The organism is Cupriavidus sp. OTU4054 (genome assembly GCF_038440175.1).
GTDB classification, from domain to species: Bacteria; Pseudomonadota; Gammaproteobacteria; order Burkholderiales; family Burkholderiaceae; genus Cupriavidus; species Cupriavidus pauculus_D.
This window is the reverse complement of sequence record NZ_JASATF010000048.1, coordinates 1-22,956: the sequence shown is the minus strand read 5'-3', so window position 1 is coordinate 22,956 and position 22,956 is coordinate 1. Positions and strand designations below refer to the sequence as shown.

20 protein-coding genes are annotated in these 22,956 nt (G+C 66.5%); 18 read left to right on the top strand and 2 right to left on the bottom strand.

The annotated features are described in order from the left end of the window. The first annotated feature begins 57 nt into the window (after positions 1-57). From zapE to AAHB16_RS31545, 10 genes are all read left to right on the top strand, one after another. Positions 58-1,155 (top strand): cell division protein ZapE, encoded by a 1,098-nt coding sequence (gene zapE / locus AAHB16_RS31590; protein WP_150371360.1) that lies wholly within the window; start codon positions 58-60, stop codon positions 1,153-1,155. 127 nt (positions 1,156-1,282) lie between these two features. Next, positions 1,283-3,799, top strand: coding sequence for a heavy metal translocating P-type ATPase (locus tag AAHB16_RS31585; RefSeq protein ID WP_342052828.1), 2,517 nt, complete (start codon positions 1,283-1,285; stop codon positions 3,797-3,799). Positions 3,800-3,801: 2 nt separating this feature from the next. After that, positions 3,802-3,996 (top strand): cbb3-type cytochrome oxidase assembly protein CcoS, encoded by a 195-nt coding sequence (gene ccoS, locus AAHB16_RS31580; RefSeq protein ID WP_150371362.1) that lies wholly within the window; start codon positions 3,802-3,804, stop codon positions 3,994-3,996. 86 nt (positions 3,997-4,082) lie between these two features. After that, entirely contained in the window at positions 4,083-5,570 is a 1,488-nt protein-coding gene (ccoN, locus tag AAHB16_RS31575; RefSeq protein ID WP_342052827.1) for a cytochrome-c oxidase, cbb3-type subunit I, read from the top strand. Positions 5,571-5,588: 18 nt separating this feature from the next. Beyond that, positions 5,589-6,245, top strand: coding sequence for a cytochrome-c oxidase, cbb3-type subunit II (gene ccoO / locus AAHB16_RS31570; RefSeq protein ID WP_150371363.1), 657 nt, complete (start codon positions 5,589-5,591; stop codon positions 6,243-6,245). Positions 6,246-6,249: 4 nt separating this feature from the next. Then, the gene (locus AAHB16_RS31565) at positions 6,250-6,432 is read left to right on the top strand and encodes a cbb3-type cytochrome oxidase subunit 3 (protein WP_150371364.1); all 183 of its coding nucleotides are present in this window, start codon (positions 6,250-6,252) and stop codon (positions 6,430-6,432) included. Further along, a complete protein-coding gene (ccoP, locus tag AAHB16_RS31560) occupies positions 6,429-7,346 on the top strand; it encodes a cytochrome-c oxidase, cbb3-type subunit III (protein WP_150371365.1) in 918 nt (305 codons plus the stop codon). Before AAHB16_RS31565 ends, ccoP begins: the two co-directional genes overlap by 4 nt. Then, entirely contained in the window at positions 7,343-8,788 is a 1,446-nt protein-coding gene (ccoG, locus tag AAHB16_RS31555) for a cytochrome c oxidase accessory protein CcoG (protein WP_342052826.1), read from the top strand. The genes ccoP and ccoG overlap by 4 nt, the downstream gene beginning before the upstream one ends. A 16-nt stretch (positions 8,789-8,804) precedes the next feature. Beyond that, positions 8,805-8,996 (top strand): hypothetical protein, encoded by a 192-nt coding sequence (locus AAHB16_RS31550; RefSeq protein WP_150371367.1) that lies wholly within the window; start codon positions 8,805-8,807, stop codon positions 8,994-8,996. Beyond that, positions 8,993-9,250, top strand: a complete 258-nt coding sequence (locus AAHB16_RS31545; RefSeq protein ID WP_150371368.1) for a hypothetical protein — start codon at positions 8,993-8,995, stop codon at positions 9,248-9,250. The genes AAHB16_RS31550 and AAHB16_RS31545 overlap by 4 nt, the downstream gene beginning before the upstream one ends. Before the next feature lie 23 nt (positions 9,251-9,273). Here AAHB16_RS31545 and fnr read toward each other — a convergent pair whose 3' ends face one another. Then, positions 9,274-9,999, bottom strand: coding sequence for a fumarate/nitrate reduction transcriptional regulator Fnr (gene fnr / locus AAHB16_RS31540; protein WP_150371369.1), 726 nt, complete (start codon positions 9,997-9,999; stop codon positions 9,274-9,276). An 82-nt stretch (positions 10,000-10,081) separates the two neighbouring features. Between fnr and AAHB16_RS31535 the strand changes: the two genes are divergently transcribed. The 8 genes from AAHB16_RS31535 to truB all read left to right on the top strand — a co-directional run bounded on the left by AAHB16_RS31535 (position 10,082) and on the right by truB (position 21,185). Further along, positions 10,082-10,867, top strand: a complete 786-nt coding sequence (locus AAHB16_RS31535) for a sulfite exporter TauE/SafE family protein (protein ID WP_342052825.1) — start codon at positions 10,082-10,084, stop codon at positions 10,865-10,867. Between the two features lie 596 nt (positions 10,868-11,463). Continuing rightward, positions 11,464-12,450 (top strand): SMC-Scp complex subunit ScpB, encoded by a 987-nt coding sequence (scpB, locus tag AAHB16_RS31530; protein WP_342052824.1) that lies wholly within the window; start codon positions 11,464-11,466, stop codon positions 12,448-12,450. A 29-nt stretch (positions 12,451-12,479) separates the two neighbouring features. Beyond that, entirely contained in the window at positions 12,480-14,543 is a 2,064-nt protein-coding gene (gene rluB / locus AAHB16_RS31525) for a 23S rRNA pseudouridine(2605) synthase RluB (protein ID WP_446718154.1), read from the top strand. Between the two features lie 228 nt (positions 14,544-14,771). Beyond that, the gene (rimP, locus tag AAHB16_RS31520; RefSeq protein WP_150371373.1) at positions 14,772-15,260 is read left to right on the top strand and encodes a ribosome maturation factor RimP; all 489 of its coding nucleotides are present in this window, start codon (positions 14,772-14,774) and stop codon (positions 15,258-15,260) included. Then, entirely contained in the window at positions 15,257-16,732 is a 1,476-nt protein-coding gene (nusA, locus tag AAHB16_RS31515; protein WP_150371374.1) for a transcription termination factor NusA, read from the top strand. The genes rimP and nusA overlap by 4 nt, the downstream gene beginning before the upstream one ends. 84 nt (positions 16,733-16,816) lie before the next feature. Beyond that, positions 16,817-19,708 carry a translation initiation factor IF-2 gene (gene infB, locus AAHB16_RS31510; protein WP_150371375.1) on the top strand — a complete coding sequence of 964 codons (2,892 nt, stop codon included), beginning with the start codon at positions 16,817-16,819 and terminating at the stop codon, positions 19,706-19,708. 78 nt (positions 19,709-19,786) lie between these two features. Further along, on the top strand, positions 19,787-20,158 hold the full coding sequence (rbfA, locus tag AAHB16_RS31505) for a 30S ribosome-binding factor RbfA (protein WP_150371376.1): 372 nt from the start codon (positions 19,787-19,789) through the stop codon (positions 20,156-20,158). Between the two features lie 55 nt (positions 20,159-20,213). Then, entirely contained in the window at positions 20,214-21,185 is a 972-nt protein-coding gene (truB, locus tag AAHB16_RS31500; protein ID WP_342052822.1) for a tRNA pseudouridine(55) synthase TruB, read from the top strand. A gap of 16 nt (positions 21,186-21,201) precedes the next feature. Here the strand turns inward: truB and AAHB16_RS31495 are convergent, their stop codons facing one another. Next, positions 21,202-22,809 (bottom strand): DHA2 family efflux MFS transporter permease subunit, encoded by a 1,608-nt coding sequence (locus AAHB16_RS31495; protein WP_342052821.1) that lies wholly within the window; start codon positions 22,807-22,809, stop codon positions 21,202-21,204. Between the last annotated feature and the right edge of the window lie 147 nt (positions 22,810-22,956).

The window sequence follows — 22,956 nt, the reverse complement described above, 5'->3', positions numbered from 1 at the left end:
GCGCGCCGTTTTCACTTGCAGCGCCGGCACGAGAGTGCGGAGCGCGCCCCGAACAGCATGAACGTCACCGAGTATTACGAGCACGAACTTCAGCAGCGCGGCTACCAGTCGGACGAGGCGCAGCTGCGCGCGGTCGCGCGGCTGCAGCAGTGCTACGACGAATGGGTCGCCTACAAGGCGCGCCGCGGCAATGCACTGAAGAAGCTGCTCGTGCATCCCGATGTGCCCAAGGGCGTCTATCTGTGGGGCGGGGTGGGGCGCGGCAAGTCGTTCCTGATGGACAGCTTCTATACCTGCGTGCCCGTGGTGCGCAAGACGCGGCTCCATTTCCATGAATTCATGCGCGAGGTGCATCGCCAGCTCGAGGAACTGCGCGGCCGCGCCGATCCGCTCGACGAACTGGCCCGTCGCATCGCGCGCAAGTACCGGCTCATCTGCTTCGACGAGTTCCACGTCAGCGACGTGGCCGATGCGATGATGCTGCACCGCCTGCTCGACCAGCTCTTTGCGAACGGCGTGCAGTTCGTCATGACGTCGAACTACCGGCCGGATCTGCTGTATCCGGATGGACTGCATCGCGACCGCGTGCTGCCGGCCATCGCGTTGCTGGAGACGAAGCTCGACGTGCTCAATGTCGATGCCGGTATCGACTACCGCAAGCGCGCGCTCGAGCAGGTGGAGGCCTACCACACGCCGCTGGGTCGCGAGGCGAGCGCCGCGCTGCGCGATGCATTCGTAGCCATTGCGGGCACGGCCGACGAATCGCCGATCCTGCATATCGAGCATCGCGAGCTGAAGGCATTGCGCCGTGCCAACGGCGTGGTGTGGTTCGACTTCGCGACGCTGTGCGGCGGTCCGCGTTCGCAGAACGATTACCTGGAGCTCGCTTCGCAGTTCCATACGGTGATTCTTTCCGACGTGCCGAAGATGACGCCGCGCATGTCGTCGGAAGCGCGCCGGTTCACGTGGCTGATCGACGTGTTCTACGACCACAAGGTCAAGCTGCTGATGTCCGCCGAGGTCCCCGCGGACGAGCTCTATACCGAGGGCCAGATGGCCAACGAGTTTCACCGCACCGTGTCCCGCATCATCGAGATGCAGTCGCGCGAATACCTCGAATCCGCGCGCAGGACGATGGATACGTCTCTGACCTGATACTGATCGCGGAAAGACAGACGCCGATGTTTGCCGCCGGATGAGGGCACACCTCACCGTCGATTGATCTGCATCAAAGTGTGAGGGCGGGGCGCTACCTACTATTCCGTAGGTAAAAGAGCGCCCCATGTCCCTCGCATGCTTTCACTGCGGCCAGCCGGTCGGTTCCGGCGCGCCGCTGTCCCTCTCTCTCGATGGCACGCTGCGGCAATTCTGCTGTGGCGGCTGCATGACCCTTGCCCGCACGCTGCATGCGGCCGGCTTTGGACATTTCTACGCCGATACCGCGCTTGCCGCGGGGAAATTTGCCCGCCCGATCGAAGGCGATGCCCGCCGCGAGGCCGAGCTGGTCTGGGCGGCCTACGACGCGCCGGAACTGCGCGCGCAGTTCGTTCGCGATATCGGTACCGACGAAGCGGAAATCACGCTCGCTCCGGAGAATATCCGCTGCGCCGCGTGCGCATGGCTGATCGAACAGCATCTTCAGCAGTTGCCGGGCGTGGTATCGGCGGTGGCCAACGTGGCCACGCGCCGTGTGGTCGTCCGCTGGCGCGCGGGCGCGCAGCCGGTCGCCGGGCTGCTGGCCGCGCTTGCCGATATCGGCTATCTCGCCTGGCCGTTCGAGGTGGGCCGCGCCGACCGCGCGGACCGCCGCGAGCGCCGGGCGCTGCTGATGCGCATGGCGGTGGCGATGCTCGCGATGATGCAGGTCATGATGTATGCGTGGCCGGTCTACACCTACGAGGCGACCATCGACGCGGGCCTGCTGACGCTGATGCGCTGGGCGAGCTTTGCGCTGACGCTGCCGGTGGTCACCTATTCGGCGTGGCCGATCTTCGCTGGTGCATGGCGCGATCTCCGCGGGGGCCGCGCGGGGATGGACGTGCCGGTAGCGATCGGCGTGGCGGCCGGTTTTCTCGCGAGCACGGTGGCCACCGTGCGCGGCCACGGGGAGGTCTACTTCGACTCCGTCACGATGTTCGTGGCGTTCCTGTTGCTGGCCCGGTATCTGGAGCTGCGCGTACGGCAGGCCTCGCGCAGCGGCGCCGAGATGCTCGCCCGGCAACTGCCGGCTACCTGCGAGCGCGTGGCGGAAGCCGGCGCCGCGAGTGAGCGGATTCCCGTCGCGCGGCTGCGGGTGGGTGACCGCGTGCGGGTGAGAGCGGGCGACGTGGTGCCCGCCGATGGCACGATCGTGCTCGGTGCAAGCGAGTTCGACGAAGCGCTGTTGACAGGTGAGTCGCGGCCGGTGCCGCGGGGGATCGGCGGCACGGTGCTCGCGGGCAGCTTCAACAGCGCGAGCCCGGTGGAGCTTCGCGTGACGCGCATCGGTGCCGCGACGCGGCTGGCCGAGATCGTCGCGGTGCTCGACCGCGCGCTGACCGACAAGCCCCGCCTCGCGGCGCTCGCCGATCGCGTGGCGGCGTGGTTCGTGGGGACGTTGCTGCTGCTTGCCACAGTCACGGGCGCGGTCTGGGCGCTGTGGATCGATCCGGCGCGCGCGTTGCCGGTGACCGTCGCGGTGCTCGTGGTGAGCTGCCCCTGCGCGCTGTCGCTGGCCGCGCCCGCGGCACTGGCGGCTGCGGGGGCCGCATTGTCCCGCTGCGGACTGCTGATGACGCGGGGCCATGCCATGGAGACGCTCGCGCGTGTCACCGACGTCGTGCTCGACAAGACCGGCACGCTGACGCAGGGGACGTTCTCGGTGGTGGAAACCGACGTGCTCGGCGCGCTGGACGCCTCGCAATGCCGCGCGCTGGCCGCGGCGATGGAGCGCGACAGCGAACACCCCATCGGCCGCGCGCTGCGGGCGGATGCATCCGGCGCGAGCCTGCCCGCGGTGCATGGGCTCCGCAATGTGCCGGGGCAGGGCGTCGAGGCGACGCTGGGAGCGCGGCAACTGCGGCTGGGCCACTACGCGTTCGTGGCCGCGGCCCGGGCCTGCGACGCAACGCGCGGCACGACCGGCACGCCCGACACTACCGACACGTCCAGCACGTCCAGCACGTCCAGCACGACCGGCGCGTCCGGCGCGGACGCCGCGCTTGCCACCCCTATCTGGCTCGGCGACGATCGAGGCCTGCTCGCGCGCTTCGTGCTGGCCGACGTCGCGCGGCCGCAGGCCGGCCTGTTGCTGGCCCGCCTGCATCGCCTCGGCGTGCGTGTGCACCTGCTCTCGGGCGACCACCCGAACGCCGTGCAGGCATGGGCGCAGCGGCTCGATATCGCCCGCGCCGCGGGCGCGCGGACGCCCGAGGGCAAGCGCGACGACGTGGCCGCGCTCCAGCAGTCGGGTGCCGTGGTGCTCGCCGTCGGCGACGGCATCAACGACGCCCCCGTGCTCGCACAGGCCCACGTCTCCATCGCCATCGGCAGCGGTGCCCCGCTCGCCCAGGCGGGCGCCGACGCGGTGCTGATGCACGACGACATTGCCACGATCGCCACCGCGCTGACCGTCGCCCGCCGCGCGCGCCGGGTCATGCGGCAGAACCTCGGCTGGGCATTCGCCTACAACGTCATCGCCATCCCGCTCGCGGCCACCGGCCATGTCACCGCGTGGATGGCCGGCATCGGCATGTCGCTGTCCTCGCTGCTGGTCGTGCTCAACGCATGGCGGCTGCTACGCGTACCGAAGGAGGCCTGACGATGGACATGCTCTACCTGCTGGTGCCGATGAGCCTCGTACTGGTGGCGCTGATTGCCGGCGCGCTCTGGTGGGCCATGCATGCGGGTCAGTACGACGACCTCGACCGCCCGGCGGAAGCCATCCTGCTCGACAACGACAGCGTGACGCCGCGCAACACCCTCGAAAAAAGTTCATCGCAATTTCCTCAAAGTTGATGGAGGTCAACGCCGGGTCGATGACGCTTCACTAAAGTCGGGTCGTCATCGGGGTTTTTTATCTCACTTTTGCATTGGGGGTCTGAATGGAAGTCACCACCGCTGCGTCTCGCGTGCCGGATCTCGCGAGCACGCGCGCGGATACCCGCGCAGGAACCTTCAACTACGGCGTGGTGCGGCAGTTCGCGATCATGACCGTGGTCTGGGGGATCGTTGGCATGGCTGTCGGCGTCCTGCTGGCGGCGCAACTGATCTGGCCGGATCTCAACTTCAATACACCGTGGCTGTCGTTCGGCCGGCTGCGGCCGCTCCATACCAACGCGGTGATCTTCGCGTTCGGCGGCAGCGCGCTGTTCGCGACCTCGTACTACGTGGTGCAGCGCACGTGCCAGGCTCGTCTGTTCTGCGGCCCGCTGGCCGCGTTCACGTTCTGGGGCTGGCAGGCGGTCATCGTGGCGGCCGTCATCACGCTGCCGATGGGCATCACGAGCTCGAAGGAGTACGCCGAGCTCGAGTGGCCGATCGACATCCTGATCACGCTGGTATGGGTCGCCTACGCAATCGTGTTCTTCGGCACCATCATTCGCCGCAAGACGCGCCATATCTACGTGGCCAACTGGTTCTTCGGCGCCTACATCCTGACCATCGCGCTGCTGCATATCGTGAACAACATCGAGATGCCGGCGTCGATGTGGAAGTCCTATTCGGCGTACGCGGGCGTGCAGGACGCGATGGTGCAATGGTGGTACGGCCACAATGCGGTCGGGTTCTTCCTCACCACGAGCTTTCTCGGGATGATGTACTACTTCATCCCCAAGCAGGCCGGCCGCCCGATCTACTCGTACCGGCTCTCGATCGTCCACTTCTGGGCGCTCAACTTCACCTACATGTGGGCCGGCCCCCACCATCTGCAATACACGGCGCTGCCCGACTGGGCCCAGTCGCTGGGCATGGTGTTCTCGCTGATCCTGCTCGCGCCGTCGTGGGGCGGCATGATCAACGGGATCATGACGCTGTCGGGCGCCTGGCACAAGCTGCGCACGGACCCGATCCTCAAGTTCCTCGTCGTCGCGCTGTCGTTCTACGGCATGGCCACGTTCGAAGGGTCGATGATGTCCATCAAGACCGTCAATGCGCTGTCGCACTACACGGACTGGACGATCGGCCACGTCCATTCGGGCGCACTGGGCTGGGTCGCGATGATCTCCGTGGGCTCGCTCTACTACCTGATTCCGCGCCTGTTCGGCGAGAAGCAGATGTACAGCGTGCGGCTGATCGAATGGCACTTCTGGATCGCGACGATCGGCGTGGTGCTCTATATCGCGTCGATGTGGATCGCGGGCGTGATGGAGGGCCTGATGTGGCGCGCCACGCAGCCCGACGGCACGCTGACCTACGCATTCGTCGAAGCGGTGAAGGCCAAGTATCCGTTCTATCTGATCCGGTTGCTGGGCGGCCTGTGCTTCCTCTCCGGGATGCTGATCATGGCCTGGAACGTGTACCGCACGATCGCCGGCAAGCGCGCGGTGGACGCGCCCATTCCGGACGGCCTGGCCCCGGCCGCCGCGCACTGATAGGGAAGGATGTCGAAGATGTCAGCACAACAACAGAAGTTCTGGTCCCACGAAACCCTCGAGAAGAACGTCGGCTGGCTGATCGTGGCCACGATCATCGTGGTCAGCATCGCCGGTCTCGTGCAGATCGTGCCGCTGTTCTTCCAGCATTCGACGACGCAGCCCGACCCCGGCATCACGCCGTACTCGCCATTGCGCCTGATGGGCCGCGATATCTATATCCGCGAAGGCTGTGTGGGCTGCCACTCCCAGCAGGTGCGCACGCTGCAGGCGGAGACCGAACGCTACGGCCACTTCTCGACGGCCGGCGAATCGGTGTTCGACCATCCGTTCCTGTGGGGCTCCAAGCGGACCGGTCCGGACCTCGCGCGCGTCGGCGGCCGCTACTCGGACGACTGGCAGCGCGTGCACCTGCGCAATCCCCGCGACGTGGTGCCCGAATCGGTCATGCCGTCATATCCGTGGCTCGAGAAGACGCCGCTCGCCACCGACAGCGTCCAGGCGCGCATGCACGCGCTCAAACGATTAGGGGTGCCTTACACCGAGGACGAGATCGCGCACGCGCCCGAGGCGCTCGCTGGCAAGACCGAGGAGGACGCGATGGTCGCGTACCTGCAGGGCCTCGGCATCAATCGCCGCAACGTGCGCATCGACGGTGCGCCGGCCAAGGAGTAAGGCCATGGCCATGCTGACCGCGATCGCCACCGTCATCTCCATGGTGGTCTTCCTCGGCATCTGCTGGTGGGCGTGGTCCGCGCACCGGCAGGCCGCCAATCTCGAGTCCGCGCTGCTGCCTTTCGCGCTGCCGGACGAAACGACAACGCGCCCCACAACGTCTCCCGACGGGGAGCTTCGATCATGAGCGATTTCACTTCCGGATTCTGGAGCTATTACATCGCCGCCATCGCACTGGTCGGCATCGTGTGGTGTGCGTGGCTGCTGCTGTCGCAACGCCGTATCGCCGCGCAGCAGACCGGCGCCGCCGCCGATACGGGTCATGTCTGGGACGGCGACCTGCGCGAACTGAACAACCCGCTGCCGCGCTGGTGGATGTGGATGTTCCTGCTGTCGTGCGTGTTCGCGCTCGCCTACCTCGTGCTGTACCCCGGGCTCGGCGCGTACCGGGGCGTGCTCGGCTTCTCGACGCAGGGCGAACTCGCGGCGCAGCGGCAGGCAGCCGAGGCGACGCAGCATGCGATCTACGCAAAGTACATGCAGATGGATGTCAAGGCGGTGGCCGCCGATCCCGAGGCGCACGAGATCGGCCAGCGGCTGTTTCTCAATTACTGCGCGCAGTGTCATGGCTCCGATGCGCGGGGCAGCCGCGGCTTTCCGAACCTGACCGATACCGACTGGCTGTATGGCGGCGATCCCGACACCATCCGCCAGACCATCACGAAGGGCCGCAATGGCAAGATGCCGTCGTTCGCGGCCGCCGTCGATGGCAAGCTCGCGGGCGACGTCGCCCAGTATGTGCGATCGCTGTCGGGACTCGCCTACGACCCGATTCGCGCATCGCGCGGCGAAGGCACGTTCAAGACCACCTGTGCGGCCTGCCACGGAAGTTCGGGCAAGGGCAATCAGGCCCTCGGCGCGCCGAATCTCTCGGACAACGTCTGGCTCTATGGCAGCTCGGAGGGCACGATCGTCGAGGCGATCCTCAAGGGTCACGACGGCCATATGCCCGCGCATGAGGAAATTCTGACGCCCGAGCGCATCCAGATGCTGACCGCCTATGTCTGGAGCCTGTCCAATACGGATGGGGCGTCGCGATGAATGACAACAGCTGGCGGCCGATGTCGATGCCCGGTGCGGAGAATTCCGACGAGGCACTCTACGAGGTGCGGCGCAAGATCTATCCGCGCTCGGTCACCGGCGCCTTCGACCGCTGGCGTGTCTGGCTCGTGATTTTCACGCAGCTGATCTTCTATGGCACGCCATGGCTGCAGTGGAATGGCCGGCAGGCGGTACTGTTCGATCTGGGCGCGCGCAAGTTCTATATCTTCGGGCTCGTGCTGTGGCCGCAGGACGTGATCTACCTGTCGGTGCTGCTCGTGATCTCGGCGCTCGCGCTGTTCCTGTTCACCGCGATCGCAGGGCGCCTGTTCTGCGGCTACGCGTGTCCGCAGACGGTCTACACGGAGATCTTCCTGTGGATCGAGCGCCGGATAGAAGGCGACCGTTTCGCGCGTATCCGGCTCGACGGCGATCCGTGGTCGCTGCGCAAGCTGCGGCTCAAGGCCACCAAACACGCGTTGTGGATCGTTATCGCGCTGTGGACGGGCTTCACGTTTGTCGGTTTTTTCACACCCATTCGCGCGCTGGGCGGCCAGGTCGCCAGCGCCGGGCTCGGGCCGTGGCAGACGTTCTGGATGCTGTTCTATGCGTTCGCGACGTGGGGCAACGCGGGATTCATGCGCGAGCAGGTGTGCAAGTACATGTGCCCGTACGCGCGTTTCCAGAGCGTGATGGTCGATCGCGACACGTTCGTGGTGACCTATGACGTCGGCCGCGGCGAGCCGCGCGGCAGCCGCGGCCGCAAGGCCGATTACCGTGCCGCGGGCCTCGGCGATTGCGTGAACTGCAGCATCTGCGTGCAGGTCTGCCCGACCGGTATCGATATTCGCGACGGCCTGCAGTACGAGTGCATCGGCTGCGGCGCCTGCATCGATGCCTGCAATCAGGTCATGGACAAGATGGCCTATCCGCGCGGGCTGATTCGCTATACATCCGAGAACGCAATGCGGCAGAGCCTGTCGCCGGAGGCCGCGCGCCGCCGGCTGCTGCGGCCGCGCGTGCTGATCTACTCGACCGTCTGGCTCGCGCTCGTCGCGGGACTGGCGGTATCGATCGCGCTGCGCGCGCCGCTCAAGGTCGACGTGCTGCGCGACCGCGGCGCATTGAGCCGCGAAGTCGAGGGCCGGTGGATCGAGAACGTCTACCGGCTGCAACTGATCAATACGACCGAAGCGCCCATGCAGGTGCGCGTGCAGGCCAACGGCCACGACCTGGCCGGTATCAGCATCGAATACGACCCCACGGCGGAGGCGCTGGCGCCGGCATCGAACCGGCTCGTGCCGGTCCGCATCCGCGTGCCCATCGAGGCCGCGCAGCCGGGCACGCACAAGATCGATATCGCGGTAACGGCGGAGCAGGGCGGTCATCAGGTGGCCGATGTCCGTCAGGCCACGAGCTTTATCGTGCCGCGCAATCTCTAGGGAACAGGGAGTTCACATGCAGACGCAACAAGGTAGACCGTGGTGGAAGGAACCGTGGCCGTGGCTGCTGATGAGCGGCCCGCTGCTGGCCATGATCGGCTGCGGCGTGACGATCTGGCTCGCCGCGCAGCATGCGGACCGGCCCGTCGCCGACGCCGAGCATCGCGGCCTGGTGGTCAAGGCCGTGCCCGAAGCGAGGCATCCATGAACGGACACACACGTTGGCGCTGGCTGATGTGGGTGTTGTGGCCCGCGTTCCTGGTGGCTGGCGTGGCGACGGCGGCGGTGTTCTCGCTCGTCGATCCCAGCGACCTCATGCTGTTCGGCCATCCGCTCGAGGCATCGCGCGAGGCCGTGTACACGGTGGGTTTCCTGTCGGCGTGGATGCTGTGCGCGGTGTCGAGCGGACTCACGCTCTACACGCTGCCCGCACCGCTTGCAGAGACCGACGAACTGGAATGAATGCGGAGTGAGCGACGATGCCGTCAGCAGCTGCGGCTGTAGATCTGCCTGAGACCATCGACGTCAACGAGCTTGACATGGCGCTGACGAATCTGGATGAGTCCGGCCTCGGCGAAGCGCGAGAACAGGCGGCTGACCGTCTCGAGCTTGAGCCCGAGGTAGCTGCCGATTTCCTCGCGGCTCATGCGGAGCACGAACTCGGTAGACGAGTAGCCGCGCGCGGACAGGCGTGTGGAAAGGTTGATCAGGAACGCGGCCAGTCGCTCTTCCGCGCGCATCGAACCGAGCGTCATCAACATGAGCTGGTCCTGCGAGATCTCCCGGCTCATCAGGCGCAGGAACTGCTGTTGCAGAGAAGGCAGTTCGCTGGAGAGTGCGGTGAGGTCGTTGAAGCGGACCACGCAGACTTCGGTGTCCTCGAGCGCCGAAGCATCGGACGCGTGCTGCATCTCGCTGAGGCCATCGAGGCCCACGATCTCGCCGGGCAGATGGAAGCCCGTGATCTGCGAGCGCCCGTCTTCCATCGTGACATGCGTCTTCAGCGTGCCGAAGCGCACCGCGTAGACGGCGGTCAGCGGATCTCCCATGCGATAGAGCGTCTCGCCCTTGTGCACGCGGTAGCGTTCCTGCACGAGCGTATCGATCTTCTCGAGGTCCTGCTTGTTCATGCCGACGGGCAGGCACAGTTGGCCCATCGCACACGTGGAGCAACGGGGGGACATCTCGGTGATCGGGATGGGCGTGAGCAATTGAGACCTGTCGGTGAAGCGCGCTCGCGGGGGCACGATGAATGCATTCTAGCGTGCGCGCCTAGACGAAAGCGAGGAACAGTTGATATTTGAGGTACTTTTCAGTGTCTTCCTATTAGCGTTATTGGGTGGCATTCATTGCGCGGCAATGTGCGGTGGCATTGCGATCGCCGTTTCGCCAGAAGCAAAGGCTGCGGGCTCGCCGGTGCCGCTTATCGCGCGGCAACGCATGCATGCATGGCGGCGCGCGTGGTGGCGCGACACGCTCGCGATGCATGCGGGCCGTGTGTCGACATACATGATGCTCGGCGCCGCGATGGGGGCGATTGGCGCGCTGGCGTGGAAGCATGACGTGCTGCCGCTGCAGCGCTCGCTGTTCGCGCTCGGCAGTGCGATGCTGATCGTCGCGGGCGTCTGGCTGATGCGGGGCGGCGCGGTGCGCATGGCATGGCTCGAACGGGTGATGGCGCGCGTGGCCGGCGCAATGCACACAACGGGCGCAATGGGCGCGACAGGTGCGCGCGTGCATGCGATGTGGGGGCGCCTGGGTCCGGTGCCGCGACGCTACGTCACCGGTCTCGCATGGGGGCTCGTCCCGTGCGGCATGGTCTACGGCGCGCTCGGGCTCGCGTTGCTGGCGGGCAACGCCGCCTCGGGTGCGCTGGTGATGGGCGCGTTCGGTCTCGGCACGCTGCCGAATCTGCTCGCGCTGTCCGGCTTCTCGGGCTGGCTGCGGCGCCAGGCGAGGCGCCCTGCGGTGCGGACGCTGGCCGGGCTGGCGGTGGCGGGCTTTGGCGTGGCCGGCATCGCGCGGGCGGCCCTGCTGCCGGAAATGCTGGCCCGGCACGGCTTCTGTCTCGTGCTCTGAGCGCGGGGCGGAGGAAGGGAGCCGGAGGGGGGCGGGAAGGGAGTCGGGAGGGGGCGGGTTGCAGGCGCCCCCGGATATGCCATACAATCGCCGGAACCACGGTATCGCGCACGTAGTCTTTGTGGCGTCCGCGGCATCGTCAGTGTGATGCCCCCCATCAGGGGGGATATCGACGGATCCCATGCTCAGGCGTGACAGATCCACCCCCACGGTATTTCTGGTTCAAAAGATCTGGTTCAAAAGACCGGGCCGCGCCGTGGAGTGGCGATGCCGGCCCCGGGGCGCTTTCCTGCCCGGGCCCGATATCCGTTGATCTTGCCGTTGCAGCGAGCGGTTCGCGGCGACGACGTCCGCCCCTGAGGGAGAAGGCGCGACGCAAGAGGTCCATCGGTCGGCCACGCCGGACGCCGGACAATCTTCTGCCGGAATGACCGGCAAATCGATGCATCAAAACGAAGTGCACGGCTTGAGTGCGACACGCATGCGAGTTGGCTGCGCGACGAGATGGCGGTGGTAATCGGCCGCTGTATCCGAAATCTCCCGTGCTTTCGGGACTTTGTCCGGAAGCAGGTGCAATACAGGCTGCACGCAATCACATGAATACCCAAGAGGCGAAGATCGTCCTCGAGACCGCGCTGATCTGCGCGCAGGAGCCGCTGCGCGTGAACGATCTGCGCAAGCTGTTTGCCGACGATGTCGGTGCCGACACCATCCGCGTGCTGCTCGAAGAGCTGCGCCAGGACTGGCTGCAGCGCGGCGTGGAACTGGTTGCGCTCGCAAGCGGCTGGCGATTCCAGAGCCGGCCCGAAATGCGCGAGTACCTCGATCGCCTGAATCCGGAGAAGCCGCCCAAGTATTCGCGCGCAGTGATGGAAACGCTGGCGATCATCGCGTACCGGCAGCCCGTGACGCGTGGCGACATCGAGGAAATTCGCGGTGTGACCGTGAGCACCGAAGTGATCAAGAAGCTCGAGGACCGGAGCTGGATCGAGGTCATCGGGCACCGTGACGTGCCGGGCCGTCCCGCGTTATATGCGACGACCAAGGCGTTCCTCGACGATCTGGGCCTGCGCACGCTCGATGAGCTGCCGCCGCTGGAAGATGCCCAGGCGCAGGTGCAGGCCGCGCTGCTGGACCAGCAGGCGATCGATTTCGAAGAGGTGGCCACGGCCAACCCGCAGGTGAGCGCGAGCGGCGACGAGGAAGCCTTCGCGGAAGCCGCGCCCGAAGAGACGAACGCCGAGACGGTCGCCGAGACGGTTGCTGAATCGGTCGCCGAGACGAGCGCCGAGACGGACGCCGAATCGGTCGCCGAATCGGTCGCTGAATCGCAACCCGAACACGCCGAAACGCAACCCGAAGCCCAGGCAGAGGCGCAACCCGAAGCGGATATCGCGGAGGAAACCGGCGCGGAACCCGAGCCCGCGCCCACGCTTCAAAACGGTCCGGATGACGAGGCGCCTGTGGAACAGGCCCACGGCATCCACGAGGACATCGACGCGTCCGCCGGGGAGGCATCCCCGGCGTCGCCGGACGGCAGCACGCCGCATCCGGCCGAGGACGATGAGCGCGTGTCCAACTGAACAACATGCAACATCCGATAGTGAATATTTTGTCTGATTCCGTTGATCAAGACGTCCGCCAGCCGGACGATGCCGGTGCGCCCGACGCATCCGGCACGGACGGCGCGCCGCGCCGCAAGGGACTGCGCCGTGGCCTGCGCAATCTGGTGGCGTCCCGCCGCCAGTCCGCGCAGGACCGCGAGCCCGGCCGCGCGGAAGGTGGCGAGGGCGATGCGTCCGGCGCGGGCAGCGATGCCGCTGCCGCCGCGCCCCGCGAGCCGCGTGCCCGCGGCCGGCGCAAGCCCGCGGCCCCGGTGGCGGCCGCCGGCGAAGCTGCCGACGGCGATCAGGCCGTGGCGGGCGAGGGTGGCGACGGTGGCGCGCAGGCGCAGCCGCAGGGCCAGCCCGGCGGCGGCAATCGCAAGCGCCGCCAGCAGCCGCAACGCAAGGCCGCGCTCGTCGATGGCGAGGCGCGTCCCGCGGCCGGCAATGCACAAGGCAAGCGCGGCAAGGGCGGTAGCCGCGGCCAGGGCGGTCAGCAGGGTAACCAGCAGGGCAATCCGGGTGGGCAGAAGGCCGGCGGCCGTGGCGAGCGTGCCGAACGCGGCGACCGCAAGGGCGAGCGCGCCGGCGGCGCGGGCCGCGGTGGCAAGGGCGGTCAGGGTGCTCAGGGCGGTCAGGGCAGCGAGCTGCTCGTCAAGTCGCCCGCCAAGGCCGCGGCCGGTGCCGAAGACCTGTTCAAGTTCGTGATTTCCGAGCAGTACGACCAGGAAGACATGGTCGTGCCGCGCACCAAGGCCAAGCCCGTGCGCGAGCTCTCGGCCGAAGACGATGCGCCCAAGCTGCACAAGGTGCTCGCCGAGGGTGGCCTCGGCTCGCGCCGCGAGATGGAAGAGCTGATCCTGCAGGGTCGCGTGTCCGTCAACGGACTGCCCGCGCATATCGGCCAGCGCATTCTGCCGACCGATCAGGTGCGCGTGAACGGCAAGCTGATCCATCGCAAGATCTCGACGAAGCCGCCGCGCGTGCTGCTGTATCACAAGCCCGCGGGCGAGATCGTCAGCCAGTCCGATCCGGAAGGCCGTCCGACCGTGTTCGACAGCCTGCCGCGCATCAAGACCGGCAAGTGGGTGGCCGTGGGCCGCCTCGACTTCAATACCGAAGGCCTGCTGATCTTCACGACGTCCGGCGACATCGCCAACCGCTTCATGCATCCGCGCTACGGCGTGGAGCGCGAGTACGCGGTGCGCACGCTGGGCGAGCTCGGCGAGTCCGATCGCCAGCGTCTGCTGCATGGCATCGAGCTCGACGACGGCGAGGCCAACTTCCTGCGTATCGCGGACGGCGGCGGCGAAGGCGTGAACCAGTGGTATCACGTGGCGCTGACCGAAGGCCGTAACCGCGAAGTGCGCCGCATGTTCGAGGCCGTCGGCCTGACCGTGTCGCGCCTGATCCGGACGCGCTACGGCCAGTTCCTGCTGCCGCGCGGCCTCAAGCGCGGCCGCTGGCAGGAGCTGGAAGCCGCGGACGTGCGCACGCTCATGGCCGGCATCGGCCTGAAGGCGCCCGCCAAGGGCGAGCAGCAGCCGAAGGGCGCCAGCAAGGTGAGCGGCCGCAAGGCGCGCACCGAAGCCGCGATCGCCGGCATGCCGATGCCGACGGGCATGGATGGCCTGCCGCGCTTCGAGAAGAGCGGTCCGCGTGGCGGCAGTGGCGCCGGCCGCGGTCAGCCCGATCCGATGCAGACCTCGATGGGCTACATCCCGACCGGCCCCGCGCCGCTGACGTCGCATACGACCAAGTTCGGCGGCGGCCAGGGTGGCCTGCGCGGCGGTCAGGGCGGTATGCGCGGCGGTCAGGGCGGCATGCGCGGTGGTATGGGCGGCGGTGGCGGCACCGGTGGCGGTCTCGGTGGCGGCCGTGGCGGCCGCTCGCAGCCGCCGCGCCGCGGTGGCGGCGATGTGAATGGCAATGTGATGCCGAAGGCCGCGAAAGGTGGTAACGGCGGTGGCAACGGCGGCGGAAATGGCGCCGGCGGTGGCGCGGGCGGCAACAATCGCCGTCAGCGTGGCCGCGGCGGTCACGGCGGCGGCGGCCATGGCGGCAATCGCTGAGCAGCTTGCCGCACGCGGCGCCCGCGAGGGTGTCGCGTGTCGCCCGGGGCCCCGGCCCCTGGCGCGCGGCGTCCAGCAGGCTTTTGCCTTTTGGACATAATCCGCGTATAATCAAAGTCTATTCAAAGTGTCATCCTCCACGTGAGGGTGGGCGAATGATGGGCATTGCGCCCATTTTTTTTTGGTTCGCCCGCTTCAAAAATTTGAAGGTTCTTACTCGGGATTACAGTGCATCTGGCAGATTTGATCGAAACCACCCTGAACGGCATGGGCTACGAATTGGTGGATCTTGAGCGTGCCCCGGCTGGACTACTGCGTGTTTTTATCGATCAGCCGGATACCGGTATCGTCATCGAGGACTGCGAAAAGGTCAGTCGGCAGCTCACGCACGTCTTGACGGTCGAAAATATCGACTACGAGCGCCTGGAAGTCTCCTCGCCGGGGCTGGACCGGCCGCTGAAGAAGCTGGCCGACTATGTCCGCTTCGCTGGTGCCGAAGCGCGCGTCACGCTGCGCCTGCCTGTCAACGGCCAGAAAAATTTCGTCGGCATCCTGCGGGAGCCCACGGGTGAGGCCGGGGCCGAGAAGGTTGGCCTGGAATTCGAAGGCAAGGACGGCCCGGCACTGCTGGAATTCGCCATATCCGATGTCGACCGCGCACGGCTCGTGCCGGTGTTCGACTTCAAAGGAAATCAAAGAAAAGGGAACAAGCAATGAGCCGCGAAGTTCTGTTGCTCGTCGATGCGCTCGCGCGTGAAAAGAACGTCGACAAGGATGTGGTATTTGGCGCGCTGGAAGCGGCACTCGCTTCCGCGACCAAGAAGCGTTTCGAGGAAGATGTCGATATTCGTGTCGCGATCGACCGTGAATCGGGTGAGCACGAGACGTTCCGCCGCTGGCTGGTCGTTCCCGACGAACAAGGCCTGCAGGAGCCGGACAAGCAGATCCTGCTGTTCGAAGCCCGTGAGCAGAATGCCGACGCGCAGCTCGACGATTTCGTCGAGGAGCAGATCGAGTCCGTGGAATTTGGCCGTATCGGCGCGCAGGCTGCCAAGCAGGTGATCCTGCAGCGCATCCGCGATGCCGAGCGCGAGCAGATCCTGAACGACTACCTCGATCGCGGCGAGAAGGTGATGACCGGTACGGTCAAGCGTGCCGACAAGAAGGGTCTGATCGTCGAGTCGGGCCGCGTCGAGGCGCTGCTGGCACGTGACCAGATCATTCCGAAGGAAAACCTGCGCACCGGCGACCGTGTGCGCGCGTATATCCTCAATGTGGACCGCGCCGCGCGTGGCCCGCAGATCGAACTCTCGCGCACGGCGCCCGAGTTCCTGATCAAGCTGTTCGAGAACGAAGTGCCCGAGATGGAACAGGGCCTGCTCGAGATCAAGGCTGCCGCACGGGATCCGGGCGTTCGCGCGAAGATCGCGGTGGTGGCGCACGACAAGCGCATCGATCCGATCGGTACCTGCGTGGGCGTGCGTGGCACGCGCGTGACGGCAGTGCGCAACGAGATCGGCGGCGAGGCGGTGGACATCGTGCTGTGGTCGGAAGATCCGGCGCAGTTCGTGATCGGCGCCCTGGCGCCGGCGCAGGTCCAGTCGATCGTGGTCGATGAGGAAAAGCACAGCATGGACGTGGTGGTGGACGAGGAAAACCTCGCCGTCGCCATTGGCCGCAGCGGTCAGAACGTACGCCTGGCGTCGGAGCTGACCGGCTGGCAGATCAACATCATGACGCAGGAAGAATCGGCGCAGAAGCAGGCCGAGGAAAGCGAAGTGGTGCGCAAGCTGTTCATGGCCAAGCTGGACGTGGACGAGGAAGTGGCGGACATCCTGATCGAGGAAGGCTTCTCGACACTTGAGGAAGTCGCTTACGTCCCCATCAATGAAATGATGGAGATCGAAGCGTTCGACGAGGACACCGTCAACGAGCTGCGCAACCGCGCACGCGATGCGCTGCTGACGATGGAACTGGCCCGGGAAGAAAAGGTGGAAGAGGTGTCGCAGGATCTGCGCTCGCTCGAAGGCCTGACTCCCGAGCTGATCGGCAAACTGGCCGAAGGCAATATCCACACGCGCGACGACCTGGCCGAACTGGCCGTCGACGAGCTGGTCGAGATGATCGGTGTGAGCGAGGACGATGCCCGCGCGCTGATCATGAAGGCACGGGAACATTGGTTCAACTGAGGGACACGGCCGGGACGTGTTCCGGCCGCGCGCTTTCCGCAACAAACTGTCCCGACGTAGAAACCAAGTATTGAAAGGGTTTGAATGGCAAGCACAACAGTTGCCCAACTGGCCGCAGAACTGAGCCGCAGCGCAGCTGCCCTGCTGGAACAATTGCAGGCAGCTGGGGTGGGCAAGGCGACGCCTGAAGACATCATCACCGAATCGGACAAGACCCGGCTGCTCGACTACCTCAAGCGGTCGCATGGTCAGGCCGATGACAGCGCGCGGAAGAAAATCACGCTGACGAAGCGTGAGACGTCCGAGATCCGCCAGGCCGACTCCACCGGCAAGACTCGCACCGTGCAGGTCGAGGTGCGCAAGAAGCGCGTCCTGATCAAGCGCGACGAGTCCTCGGCCGATACGCATGGCGATGGCGGCGATTCGCAGGAATCCGCGGCCGAACAGGCACGCCTCGAGGAAGAGGAGCGCCGCCAGCAGGAAGAACAGCTGGCGCGCCAGGAAGCCGAGCTCAAGGCACGCCGCGAGGCCGCCGAGCGCGAGGAAGCCGAGCGCCGCGCGAAGCAGGAAGCTCTGGAGGCCGAACAGCGCCGCCAGGCCGAACTGCTGGCCGCCAAGGCGGAGGAAGAAGCTGCGGCAGCACGTGCCGTGGCGGACGCCGCCGAGGAAGCCGCGCGCACGAAGGCCGAGGAAGACAAGACGCGCCTGGCCGCCGAACGCGTGGAAGCGCAGAAGGCCGCCGACAATGCGAAGGCTGCCGCGGATACCGCGCGCGCCGAGCAGCAGGATGCCGCACGCCGCCGCCGCGAAGCCGCGGAAGCGGAAGCGCGCGCGATCCAGCAAATGCTCAATGCGCCCGCACGTGTGCTGAAGGCACCGTCCGAGCGCAAGGCCGAGGAAAAGAAGGCCGAGCAGACCGGTACGCTGCACAAGCCTGTGAAGGCGCCCGGCACCGAAGTCAAGAAGGACGAGAAGAAGGCGCCGGCCACGGCGGGCGCTACCACGACCACGACCACCACGGACAAGAAGGGCAAGGTCGTCAAGGCCGGTACTTCCTCGACGTGGCAGGACGAAGGTTCGCGCAAGAAGGGCAGCGGCCTGAAGACGCGCGGCGATTCGTCAGGTGGCGTCGGTGGCTGGCGCGGCGGTCCGCGTGGCCGCGGCGGCAAGCATCATGCCGACGAGCGCAGCAACTTCCAGGCGCCGACCGAACCGGTGGTGCGTGAAGTGCACGTGCCGGAAACCATTTCCGTGGCCGATCTGGCGCACAAGATGGCGGTGAAGGCCTCCGAGGTCATCAAGCAGATGATGAAGCTCGGCCAGATGGTGACCATCAACCAGGTGCTGGACCAGGAAACCGCCATGATCGTGGTGGAAGAAATGGGCCACAAGGCGTTTGCCGCCAAGCTGGACGATCCGGAAGCGCTGCTCGACATCGGTGGTGAGGAACACACCGACGCCGAACTGCTGCCGCGTCCGCCGGTGGTGACCGTGATGGGTCACGTTGACCACGGCAAGACCTCGCTGCTCGACTACATCCGCCGCACGAAGGTTGCCGCGGGCGAAGCGGGCGGTATCACGCAGCATATCGGTGCCTACCACGTGGAAACCGAGCGCGGCGTGATCACGTTCCTGGACACCCCGGGTCACGAGGCCTTCACGGCCATGCGTGCACGCGGTGCGAAGGCAACCGATATCGTGATTCTGGTGGTGGCCGCCGACGACGGCGTGATGCCGCAGACGAAGGAAGCCATCGCCCACGCGAAGGCGGCCGGCGTGCCCATCGTGGTGGCGATCAACAAGATCGACAAGCCCGAGGCGAACCCGGACCGCGTGAAGCAGGAACTCGTGGCCGAGCAGGTGCTGCCGGAAGAGTACGGTGGCGACTCGCCGTTCGTGCCCGTGTCCGCAAAGACCGGTTTCGGTATCGACGATCTGCTGGAGCAGGTGCTGCTGCAGGCCGAAGTGCTGGAACTGAAGGCACCGGTCGATGCGCCGGCCAAGGGTCTCGTGGTGGAAGCCCAGCTCGACAAGGGCAAGGGTCCGATCGCAACGATCCTGGTGACGAGCGGTACGCTCAAGCGCGGCGACGTCGTGCTGGCCGGCAGTGCTTATGGCCGTGTCCGCGCGATGCTCGACGAGAACAGCAAGCCCGCGAAGGAAGCGGGTCCGTCGATCCCGGTGGAAATCCAGGGTCTGTCGGAAGTGCCCGCCGCGGGCGAGGAAGTGCTGGTGCTGCCGGACGAGCGCAAGGCGCGTGAAATCGCACTGTTCCGTCAGGGCAAGTTCCGCGACGTGAAGCTGGCCAAGCAGCAGGCGGCCAAGCTCGAGACGATGCTGGAGCAGATGAGCGAAGGCGAAGTCCAGTCGCTGCCGCTGATCGTGAAGGCCGACGTGCAGGGTTCGCAGGAAGCACTGGTGCAATCGCTGCAGAAGCTGTCCACGGACGAAGTCCGCGTGCAGATCGTGCACGGTGGCGTGGGTGGCATCTCCGAGTCCGACGTCAACCTGGCGACGGCATCGAAGGCGGTCATCATCGGCTTCAACGTGCGTGCCGACGCTGGCGCGCGCAAGCTGGCCGAGCACAATGGCATCGACATCCGTTACTACAACATCATTTACGATGCGGTAGACGAGATCAAGGCAGCCATGTCGGGCATGCTCGCACCGGAGAAGCGCGAGACCACGATCGGTCAGGTGGAAGTCCGTCAGGTCTTCCGCGTGCCGAAGATCGGCGCGGTGGCCGGCTGTATGGTCACCGACGGCATGGTCAAGCGGAACTCGCTGGTGCGCGTGCTGCGCAACAACGTCGTGATCCACAGCGGCGAGCTCGATTCGCTGAAGCGCTTCAAGGACGATGTCCGCGAGGTGAAGCAGGGCTTCGAGTGCGGTCTGTCGATCAAGAACTTCAACGACGTTCAGGAAGGCGACCAGCTGGAGGTGTACGAGATCACCGAGGTGGCACGTACGCTGTAACAGCGGCAAGGCAGTGGCGGGCATGTCCCGCCACTGTGTTTTTGTAGTAGCTAGACACGCAGAACATTACAGGTTTCGATGGCCAAGAAAGGCACCATCTCTTCCCGCAACATCCGGCTCTCCGACCAGATCCAGAAGGAACTGGCCGCGATGATCCAGCGCGAGATTCGCGATCCGCGCCTGGGGCTGGTCACGCTCCAGTCGGTGGCGCTGACGCCCGATTACGCGCACGCCAAGGTCTATTTCACGGTATTGGGCGCCGAGCCCGAAGTGGCCGCCGCCATTCTCAGGGAGAAGGCCGGCTACCTGCATTCGCTGCTGTTCAAGCGTCTGCATATCCATACCGTTCCCACGCTGCATTTCCATCACGACACGTCGGTCGAGCATGCGATCGAGATGTCGAAGCTGATCAACGAAGCGAACGCCACGCGCGCGAAGGACGACGAGTAAGGCCCTTGCGCCTGCCGTCCTGATTTGCGCGTGCCGCGCGGCACGCACCTCTCCGATGACCGACTCCCAAGAGACCCGACCGGCCGGCCCGCCTCGCGCGCCCCGGCTGCCGCGTCGTGATGTGCACGGCGTGCTGCTGCTCGACAAGCCGCTGGGGCTATCCTCCAACGACGCGCTCGTGCGTGCCAAGCGGCTGCTGCGCGCCAACAAGGCCGGGCATACGGGCACGCTCGATCCGCTGGCGACGGGCCTGCTGCCGCTGTGCTTTGGCGAAGCCACCAAGTTTTCGCAGGATCTGCTCGATGCCGACAAGACCTACGAGGCCGTCGTGCGTCTGGGGCAGACGACCACGACCGGCGATGCCGAGGGCGAAGTGGTGCTGCAACGCGAGGTGCGCGTGGACCGGGCCGCGCTCGATGCGGCGGTTGCGCGCTTTACGGGTGTGATCTCGCAGGTGCCGCCGATGTACTCGGCGCTCAAGAAGGACGGCAAGCCGCTCTACGAATACGCGCGGGCGGGGGAAACCGTCGAGCGCGCGGCGCGGACGGTGACGATCCACGAGATCGGGGTGCTGGCGGTGGCGCTCGACGATGCCGATGCCCCGGGGTTCACCATGCGCGTGACGTGCAGCAAGGGGACGTATATCCGGACGCTGGCCGAGGACATCGGCGAGGCGCTCGGATGTGGCGCGCATCTGACCGCGCTGCGTCGGACGGCGGTGGGGGACCTCACGCTCGATGGCGCGGTGACGCTCGAACAGATCGATGCGGTGGGCGATGACGTGCGGCCGTCGATGCTCGCGCCCGTGGATGCATTGCTGCAGCGTTGTGCGCCCGTGCATCTGGACGATGCGGCGATGGGGCGGTTTCTGCAGGGCCAGCGGATTGCGCGACGGGATTTGCCTTCGGATGTGGCGCTTGCCGAGGACGAGCTTGCCCGCGTCTATGGCGGGCAGCCCGCCCGGCTGCTTGGCGTCGCGCGGATGCGCGAGGGGGCGTTGCGGCCGGAGCGGCTGGTCAAGCTGTAAGGGGGCTCCGCCCCCTTTAATGCGCGCCGGGGGCGTCGGCGCCGCCGCCGCCCTGGGCCCGCTTCGTCAGCCAGACGAAAACGATCAGCACGAAGAACAGCACGCCCGAGATCCAGAAGATGTCGTTGGCGCCCAGCATCGACGCCTGTAGCGAGATGTTGCGCTCGATCACGCCCATGGCCTGCGCGCGGGTCATGCCCATGGCCGTCAGGCGGTCGAGTTGCGCGATGTAGGTCGGGTTGTATGGATTGACCTGCTCGATGAGCTGCGCATGGTGGAGCGCCGCGCGGTTTTCCCAGATCGTCGTGGAGATCGACGCGCCGATGGCGCCGAACGTGATGCGCACGAAGTTCGAGAGTCCCGAGGCGGCCGGGATTTTCGCCGGTGGCTGGCCCGAGAGGATGATCGACGTCAGCGGGATGAAGAACATTGCCATCGCAGCGCCCTGGATCAGTGTGGGAATCATCAGCGTGCGCGTGTCCACGCCCGTCGTGAAACCCGAGCGCATGAAGCTGACGATGCCGAACGTGATGAACGCCGCGGTCGCGACCCAGCGGGCGTCGACCTTTGGCAGCACGCGCCCGATGATCGGCGACAGGATGATGGCGAAGATGCCCACGGGCGCCATGACGATGCCCGCATCCGTAGCCGTGTAGCCGACGATGGTCTGCAGCCACAGCGGCAGGATCACGAGGTTGCCGAAGAACAGGCCATAGGCCACGGAGATCGCCACCACGCCCGCCGCGAAATTGCGGCCGCCGAACAGGTGGATATCGACGATCGGATGCTTCTCGTAAAGCTCCCAGACGAGGAAGAACAGAAAGCCGACCACCGCGGTGATCGTCAGGGCGACGATAAACGTGGAGTGGAACCAGTCGAGCTCCTTGCCCTTGTCGAGCATCAGCTGCATCGACCCCACCCAGATGACGAGCAGCGCAAGCCCGATGCGATCGATCGGCAGGATGCGGGTAGGCGTTTCGCGCTCGCGATAGATGGCCCACGTGGCATACGCCGCGCCGAGACCCACCGGGATGTTGATATAGAAGATCCACGGCCACGTCATGTTGTCCGAGATCCAGCCGCCGAGCAGCGGCCCCATGATCGGCGCGACGAGCGTGGTCATGCCCCATAGCGCGAGCGCCATCGAACTCTTGGCCGGCGGATAGCTCGCGAGCAGCAGCGACTGCGACAGCGGAATCATCGGACCCGCGACCGCGCCCTGCAGAATGCGCGCGGCCAGCAGGGTCTCAAGGTTCGGCGCCACGCCGCACAGCCACGACGACAGCACGAACAGCAGGATGGACGTGACGAACAGCCGCACCGCGCCGAAGCGCGTGGTGAGCCAGCCCGTGAGCGGCACGGAGATGGCGTTGGCCACCGCGAACGACGTGATGACCCATGTGCCCTGGTTGGGCGCCACGCCGAGGTCGCCGGAGATCGCCGGAATCGAGACGTTGGCGATGGACGAGTCCAGCACGTTCATGAACGTGGCCAGCGACAGCGCGATGGTGCCGACGATCAGCTTGCCGCCGGTCAGCGGCGCCGGCGGTGCGGGCGGGGCGCCTGCCGGAGCGGGCGCGCGGCCGCCGCTGTCATCGGCGTTGGCGGTAAGGGTATCGGCCATGATGCGCGATCAGGCGTGCTTGGCCGACGGGCGCGACGCGTCCGCGGGCGAGGGGCCGCGCGACGGCGCGGGGGCCGGGGCCGCGGACGGGGCCGCGGGCCGCGCCCCGCCCGCGGGGGGGGCCCCCGGGGTTTGGGGGCCGCTTGC